Here is a 6,333-nt window from a genome sequence, read left to right as displayed (position 1 = left end):
GGACGCGTCCTCCCAACCTCAGTTAAATCTCCAAGTACTAAAAATTCGGGACAGAGCATCAAATTCCGGTCCCACACCGAAATTCAATACTCTGTCCCGAATACCGTATCAGGCTATCAGCCTGTCAACCTACCTTTAATTTAAACTTCTGGGCTTCCTTTTCAGAATCCACTTTCTCAATCATTGCGCCCAGACCTTTAAGTTTTTTCTCGAAATTCTCATATCCCCTCTGGATATACCCGATCTCATCTACTATCGTATATCCGTCGGCCGCCAGTCCGGCTATCACAAGAGCGGCTCCCGCCCTCAAATCAGGTGCGTTGACCTGAGCGCCCGTCAGTTTCCTGACTCCGCTGATAATTGCGGAAAATCCTTCCACTTTGACACTGCCGCCCATCCTGGTAAGCTCGTCCACGTATTTAAAACGATTCTCAAAAATGCTCTCGGTCACAATGCTGGTTCCCTCTGCCAGGGCCAGTGTAACAGTCATCTGAGGCTGCATATCCGTAGGGAACCCCGGATACGGCAGAGTCTTGATGTCCGTATGCCTTTGTTTGGGCCTGCCCACAACACGAACTGCCTCGTCAAACTCCATAACCTCGCAGCCCAGCTCAATCAGCTTTGCACTGATTGCCTCAAGATGCTTCGGGATAACGTTTTGTACCATAATGTCACCGCGGGTGATTGCTGCGGCGCACATAAACGTTCCGGCCTCAATCTGATCCGGAATAATCGAATATTCTGTTCCATGTAATTTATGGACTCCCTTGATACGGATTACATCCGTTCCGGCGCCCTTGATATTTGCCCCCATACTGTTCAGGAAGTTTGCAACGTCAACCACGTGGGGTTCCTTTGCCGGGTTCTCGATAATTGTCTCCCCCTCGGCCAGAGTAGCCGCCATCATAATATTGATAGTCGCTCCTACTGAAACCACATCCAGGTAGATATGGCTGCCCACCAGATCAATGGCATGGGCTACAACAGCGCCCTTCTCCACTTCAATTTTGGCTCCAAGGGCACGAAATCCCTTAAGGTGCTGATCAATCGGCCTGCTGCCGATATTACATCCGCCTGGAAGCGGTACTTCGGCACTCTTATATTTGCCGAGCAAAGCTCCGATGAAATAATAAGACGCGCGAATCTTGCGTATATATTCGTCATCAACGCTGACTTCTTTAATGTTTCTTGCATTGATACGGACCGTATGACGATCAAGCCTGTCTACATCGGCGCCGATTTCCTCTATTGCTTCTAAAAGTACATTGATATCTCTTACATCCGGAAGATTCTCAATTAAGACATCCTCGTCAGTCATGATTGATGCAGCCAAGATCCCCAAGGCAGCATTCTTAGCGCCGCTGATAATGACTTCTCCTACCAGCGGATTGCCGCCTTTCATAATATATTGTTCCATCCTCGCACCTCAAAATATATATTAAAAAACAATGTATATTGTTACAGAATTCTTAAATTCTAACAACCGCTTTCTACTGATTATACCATATCGTCAGGATTTGTAAAGGTTTCGTCGTTTTTTTTACTCTGCGGGCAGGAAACCGATGAAATCATTTCCGCCGTTATCCGTAAAAAATGCCGCCGCATCATTTAAGCCCATCTTGTCAAAATACGCATATTCCGTCCCCGGGAACCAGAGACATGATATATTATACTGATCATAGCCATATATCAAACCATAGCCGCCGTTACCCAGATATGCCACCACCGGACGGCCGCGGTATACAAAATACAGAATCTGATTCAGAGTACAGCCTCTCGCATCAACAAGCCTGGTTCCATCCGTGGAGATTTCATTCCCCTGTGCCAGTTCATCCAGATAACGCTCGACCACAGCCACTTCATTCTGGATATCTTTGATGGTCTTCACGTCACTTCGGTTTGCCCGAACCCAGAATACGTATCCATTCTGGTCGGTGACAAGGCCCATATCATCATAAGCCGCTTTCACCGCCTGAGCAAAATCCACATAGGATCCGTTCATCCTCCCGCCGCTGTATGCATAATAACGTCTGATGCTGATCGGATGGTTGGCCGTCAGGGATATCACATTATTTTCCTCGGCAACCGCCTTTTTAGGCACATGGACCCGGATGGTACGTGATTTTGCCGCCTGCGAATTCAGTTGGACAAAATACAAACGCCCTTTGACCGAATCTGCAAGATATCCGATTCCTGCCAACGGATCCGCAATCACTTCTTCATTACAGACCAGGGTGTCTTCATCCACCATCTCATAGTCGCCTCCCGCTTTACGCATTCTTGTCATATGCACGCGGCTGTCCCGTATCTGCACATCGGTCAGATAAAGTCCCTGTCTCTCATAGCGCGTCTCCGTCTCCATCGTGCTGCCCACAATCTCAAGGGCGTAGAGAGGCAAACCGGTAATGCGGCCGTCTGTCATCAGCTTTTCACCGGGATTCGCCAGACCGTAGACGAGATCGCTTCCCACAAATCCCACAAGTCTTATCACCGTCTGATCCTGGAAACGGATTTCATCCTTTTTACCTGTTTTCAAATCCATGACATTCAGTTTTTCAGAGCTGTAAATATCACTTCCATCCTGCCATGCGATTCGGGAACCATCCGCACTGACAGCAAAATTTTCTTCCGTCAGCCCGTCGGCCACAACCATATATTCTTTTCCGGACAGCTCCACCCCATAAACTGCATGATCCATCAGAAGATAAAGGGTCTGATTGCTGCTCAGGTAGCTCAGCCGTCCGATATCCTGGCGCAGGCTCCAGTAATCTTCGCCGGAAGGCAGATAAAGCCGCTCTGTGAGTGTATTATCCCCATTCTCATACCGGTAAAGCGCAACGCCCGTCGTTCCCTCATGATTTCCCCTGTTCATATATCCATATACAAGGAAATCGATATTGCCCTCCTCACTTACCGAAAGGATCTTGACGCCGTGTGAATTGAAATTAGTGCGCAAATCATCTTCACTCTTGCGGAATGCAAAGACCTTCGTACTGCTTCCTTTATCTGCATCATAGCACCAGAGGGCGCGGTTAGCCACGAACGCATGGTATTTCTCCGACGGATCGCTCATAGTCTGCAGTTCCTCCGAGTCGGATATTCCGAGCATAATCCGCTTGTCCGAATAAAGATTGCTTTCTCCTGAGAAAATCTGGTTTACGCGCCTGTCATAATTCATCATATAAATTCTCTGAGTGTTCCACTTCATCGTGAAGCTCTCCGTCACATCGTAAAACTCCCTGCTGCCGTCCTCATCCGTTGTGCTGGTTACGTAATCAAGCTCGATAATGCCCATTACTCCCTGCATTTCTCTCAGATGGACAGACACCTCGCTCTCTCTCTTCATTTCAAGACCGCGCCAGGTCAGCTGCGTAAAGCTGTTTTTAAGAGTCACTTTCCCCAGTGAACTGTTATCCGCGTTGGGATCTGTCTCCAGATAAGTGGTCAAATCCCGCGCAGTATCATAGCTGAAGGTCTTATCTGAAAATTCCATGGCCAGGTTCAGCATATCCTCCATGTGGTGGTTTTCCGACCACATGATGCGGGTGTAATAGTATACGGCAGGATGCTCCTCTGTCGAGATTGCCAGAGTCATCATATATTCTTTCCCCGCCGACAGAAGGTTCTGAATCGGAAGCACTGCCTTTACCTGTGTTCCCTCCTGCGTCCATTCCTCCAGTACCGTCCTTTCCACAAGGCGTTCGCCGTCCAGGCTTCTTATTTCGTACTGGATTCCTTTCACTTTTGAGTCTACGTCTTCAAAGCTTACAGGCAGTCTGCGATCCTCCGGCAGCACAGTCAGATCTCCGCGGCCTGCACTTGTAGGCCTGTCCTCGACAAAACCGTAGAGACAGTTCATTTTCCTGCCAAACAGCTCCATATAAACGACCGGCAGATTGGCATCCTCGATCGATGTATACACTGCGCCCTCGTCATCTTTTCCGGATGACCATATGAAATAGACGGCCAGAGCCGCTATGAATATTACCAGTAAAATAACTGCTTTTTTTATCGTTTTTCTCATATTGTGTGTTCCTTCTATATTAAAATGTTTCCCGATACAGGTTTCAAGTTTATTAAGTTCTCATAGTATATCATATTCCCCTGCCAAATTCCAGAAATAGATGAAATAGCGTAACCGTTTAGTAACAGTTCAGCCATGATGTGTCCCGCGAGGTGTTTTTGCCTTTTTTGCGAAAATCCCGAGTTATGCGGCGCGAAACGTCGTTTTTTACCGTTTCTGTGCATCATTTTGTCGCAGCTTGGCCGGAGGCTGAACTGTAAGACCGTTTACGCTGTCTGAACTGTTATGGAACAGTGAAGCTTCTTAAGTAATAAAGCGTCTGCTTCTTAAAATACTCTGTCCAAATGTATCATGAAATAATCCAAAAAAGCAGGAAAACCCAATAAGTCTTCCTGCTTTCCCGTATTTCTGAATAATCAGCTGGTTTTTCTATCTTATTTGCCGCCGGTATTTTATCTGCATCTTCCGGAACGGCAGCGCCTGCCCTGCAGTTCATTGAATAAAAGGATTCCCAGGATATCATTCATAAAATTATTCCTGGGCCGGGGCGGCGGACCCCATGGACGAGGTGGTGGGCAGCATGGAGTAGGTGGAGGTGGTGGCGGCCCCCATGGCCTGGGAGGCGGTGGCGGCGGGCCCCACGGATTAGGCGGTGGCGGCGGGCCCCATGGATTAGGCGGTGGCGGCGGACCCCATGGGCGCCTCGGACCTGCCTCTTGAATCTGGGTAGTCTCATCCATCTCCCATGTCCGGTATCCTTCCCCTCCTCCGTACTCATTGCGCACAGGACCATAGGAAACTCTCGGAAGCGTTTCCTGGATTTCTTCAGGCTCCACTTCTTCCGTTGTCATCTCGGCCTGTTCCGGTTTCTCATCGGAAACCTCCGCTCTCTGTGCGATCTTTTGGATCATCTGCTCCATTAAAATGCGGTCCGGATACTCGTCATAAATCGGGCTTCCTTCGTATTCCATCTCATCGCAGACTTCTTCCACAACTAATTGCAAAGCTTTAACTCTGTCGGGATACATACTCTTAAAGTACTCAAAATCCCGGATTCTTACATTTCGCTCCGCCTGGACAGCCTGATCCTTGCGATACAGTATGTAGGGCTCTAATGCTGCTTCCTGCGTTCTTAATCTTTCATACGAAAAATCCTGCATCTGATTCCCATTCCTCCTTCTGGCATGAAGTTATATGGTATCATATGCAGGATTTCTCCAAAGTTTCTTGATTTACTGTCCCCAATCCGGAAATTTATTGAAAAAGCTTTTCCGGATAAACTCCCTGGCTGATTAAAGCGCGGATAGACTCCGCCACGCCTTCTTTATCTTCTTTATATGTTACGCCGAACCAGTGGTCTCTCGTCTCAAGCACCTTGACTCTGGCGCGCCCGTCCTTAATCATCTGATCAATAATCGTCGGAAGCAGATATTCTGATTTCAAATCCCCTTCCTTAAGACCGCTTAAAAATTCCGGGAAACCACGCTCCAGCTCTTTGATAAACGCCGGCGTCAATCCCCACATATTCATCGATACGTGCTGGTCTTCCCTTACAGTAACAGGATTTCCCTCTTTATCGGAAGCCGTCAGGCCTTCAGCCGTTTTGATAATATTATAGGTTTCCCTTACCGCCCTGAGAATCTCGTCTTCCCCTACTTCACACACGCCTCTGGTAACGCCCCCGTTGTCACTCAGCGTATTCGCCAGTATGAATCCTCCCATGCATATGTCATAAACCGGTGCATTCTCATCCATATCGCCAGTCATATAATCATGGATCTTTTGAAATACTTCCTTGCCGTAATAGTCATCGGCATTGATAACCAGGAACGGCTCGTTTACGATGTCACGGACACTAAGCACCGCCTGCCCTGTCCCCCACGGTTTTTTCCTGTCCTGCGGTACCGTTAATCCGGAAGGTATATCATCCAGTTCCTGAAATGCATAGGAAACCGGTGCAATCTTCTCGATTCTGTCTCCTATCACTTCCCTGAAATCCTTTTCCAAATCATGGCGGATTACGAACACGATCCTGTCAAATCCTGCTTCAAGCGCATCATGGATGGAATAATCCATAATAATTTCACCGCCCGGTCCTACCGGCTCAAGCTGTTTAATTCCGCCCCCGAAACGACTTCCTATTCCGGCTGCCATGATCACAAGCGCTGTTTTTTTCATAGTTCTTCTCCTCATTAGCTATGTATCTGTCCCGATACTGTTTTCTCAGGTAATAACTGTAATAGAGTATACCACAACCGGATCAGTTCTGCAATTCGGATTTAATTAAGCAGGTGAGGACGCCGCCGGTA

4 protein-coding genes are annotated in these 6,333 nt (G+C 47.9%); all 4 read right to left on the bottom strand.

The genetic code is table 11. The features are described from left to right. Positions 1-124 precede the first annotated feature (124 nt). Positions 125-1,417, bottom strand: coding sequence for a UDP-N-acetylglucosamine 1-carboxyvinyltransferase (locus CLOSYM_RS15090; RefSeq protein ID WP_003498070.1), 1,293 nt, complete (start codon positions 1,415-1,417; stop codon positions 125-127). A 123-nt stretch (positions 1,418-1,540) separates the two neighbouring features. Then, entirely contained in the window at positions 1,541-4,024 is a 2,484-nt protein-coding gene (locus CLOSYM_RS15085) for a hypothetical protein (RefSeq protein WP_021642760.1), read from the bottom strand. A 452-nt stretch (positions 4,025-4,476) separates the two neighbouring features. Continuing rightward, positions 4,477-5,184, bottom strand: coding sequence for a hypothetical protein (locus tag CLOSYM_RS15080; protein WP_021642758.1), 708 nt, complete (start codon positions 5,182-5,184; stop codon positions 4,477-4,479). 94 nt (positions 5,185-5,278) lie between these two features. Next, positions 5,279-6,202, bottom strand: a complete 924-nt coding sequence (locus tag CLOSYM_RS15075) for a nucleotidyltransferase family protein (RefSeq protein ID WP_021642757.1) — start codon at positions 6,200-6,202, stop codon at positions 5,279-5,281. Positions 6,203-6,333 lie beyond the last annotated feature (131 nt).

This window comes from [Clostridium] symbiosum ATCC 14940 (assembly GCF_000466485.1).
Taxonomy (GTDB): Bacteria; Bacillota; Clostridia; order Lachnospirales; family Lachnospiraceae; genus Otoolea; species Otoolea symbiosa.
The sequence above is the reverse complement of the archived record's forward strand: the minus strand, read 5'-3'. Positions and strand labels throughout refer to the sequence as shown.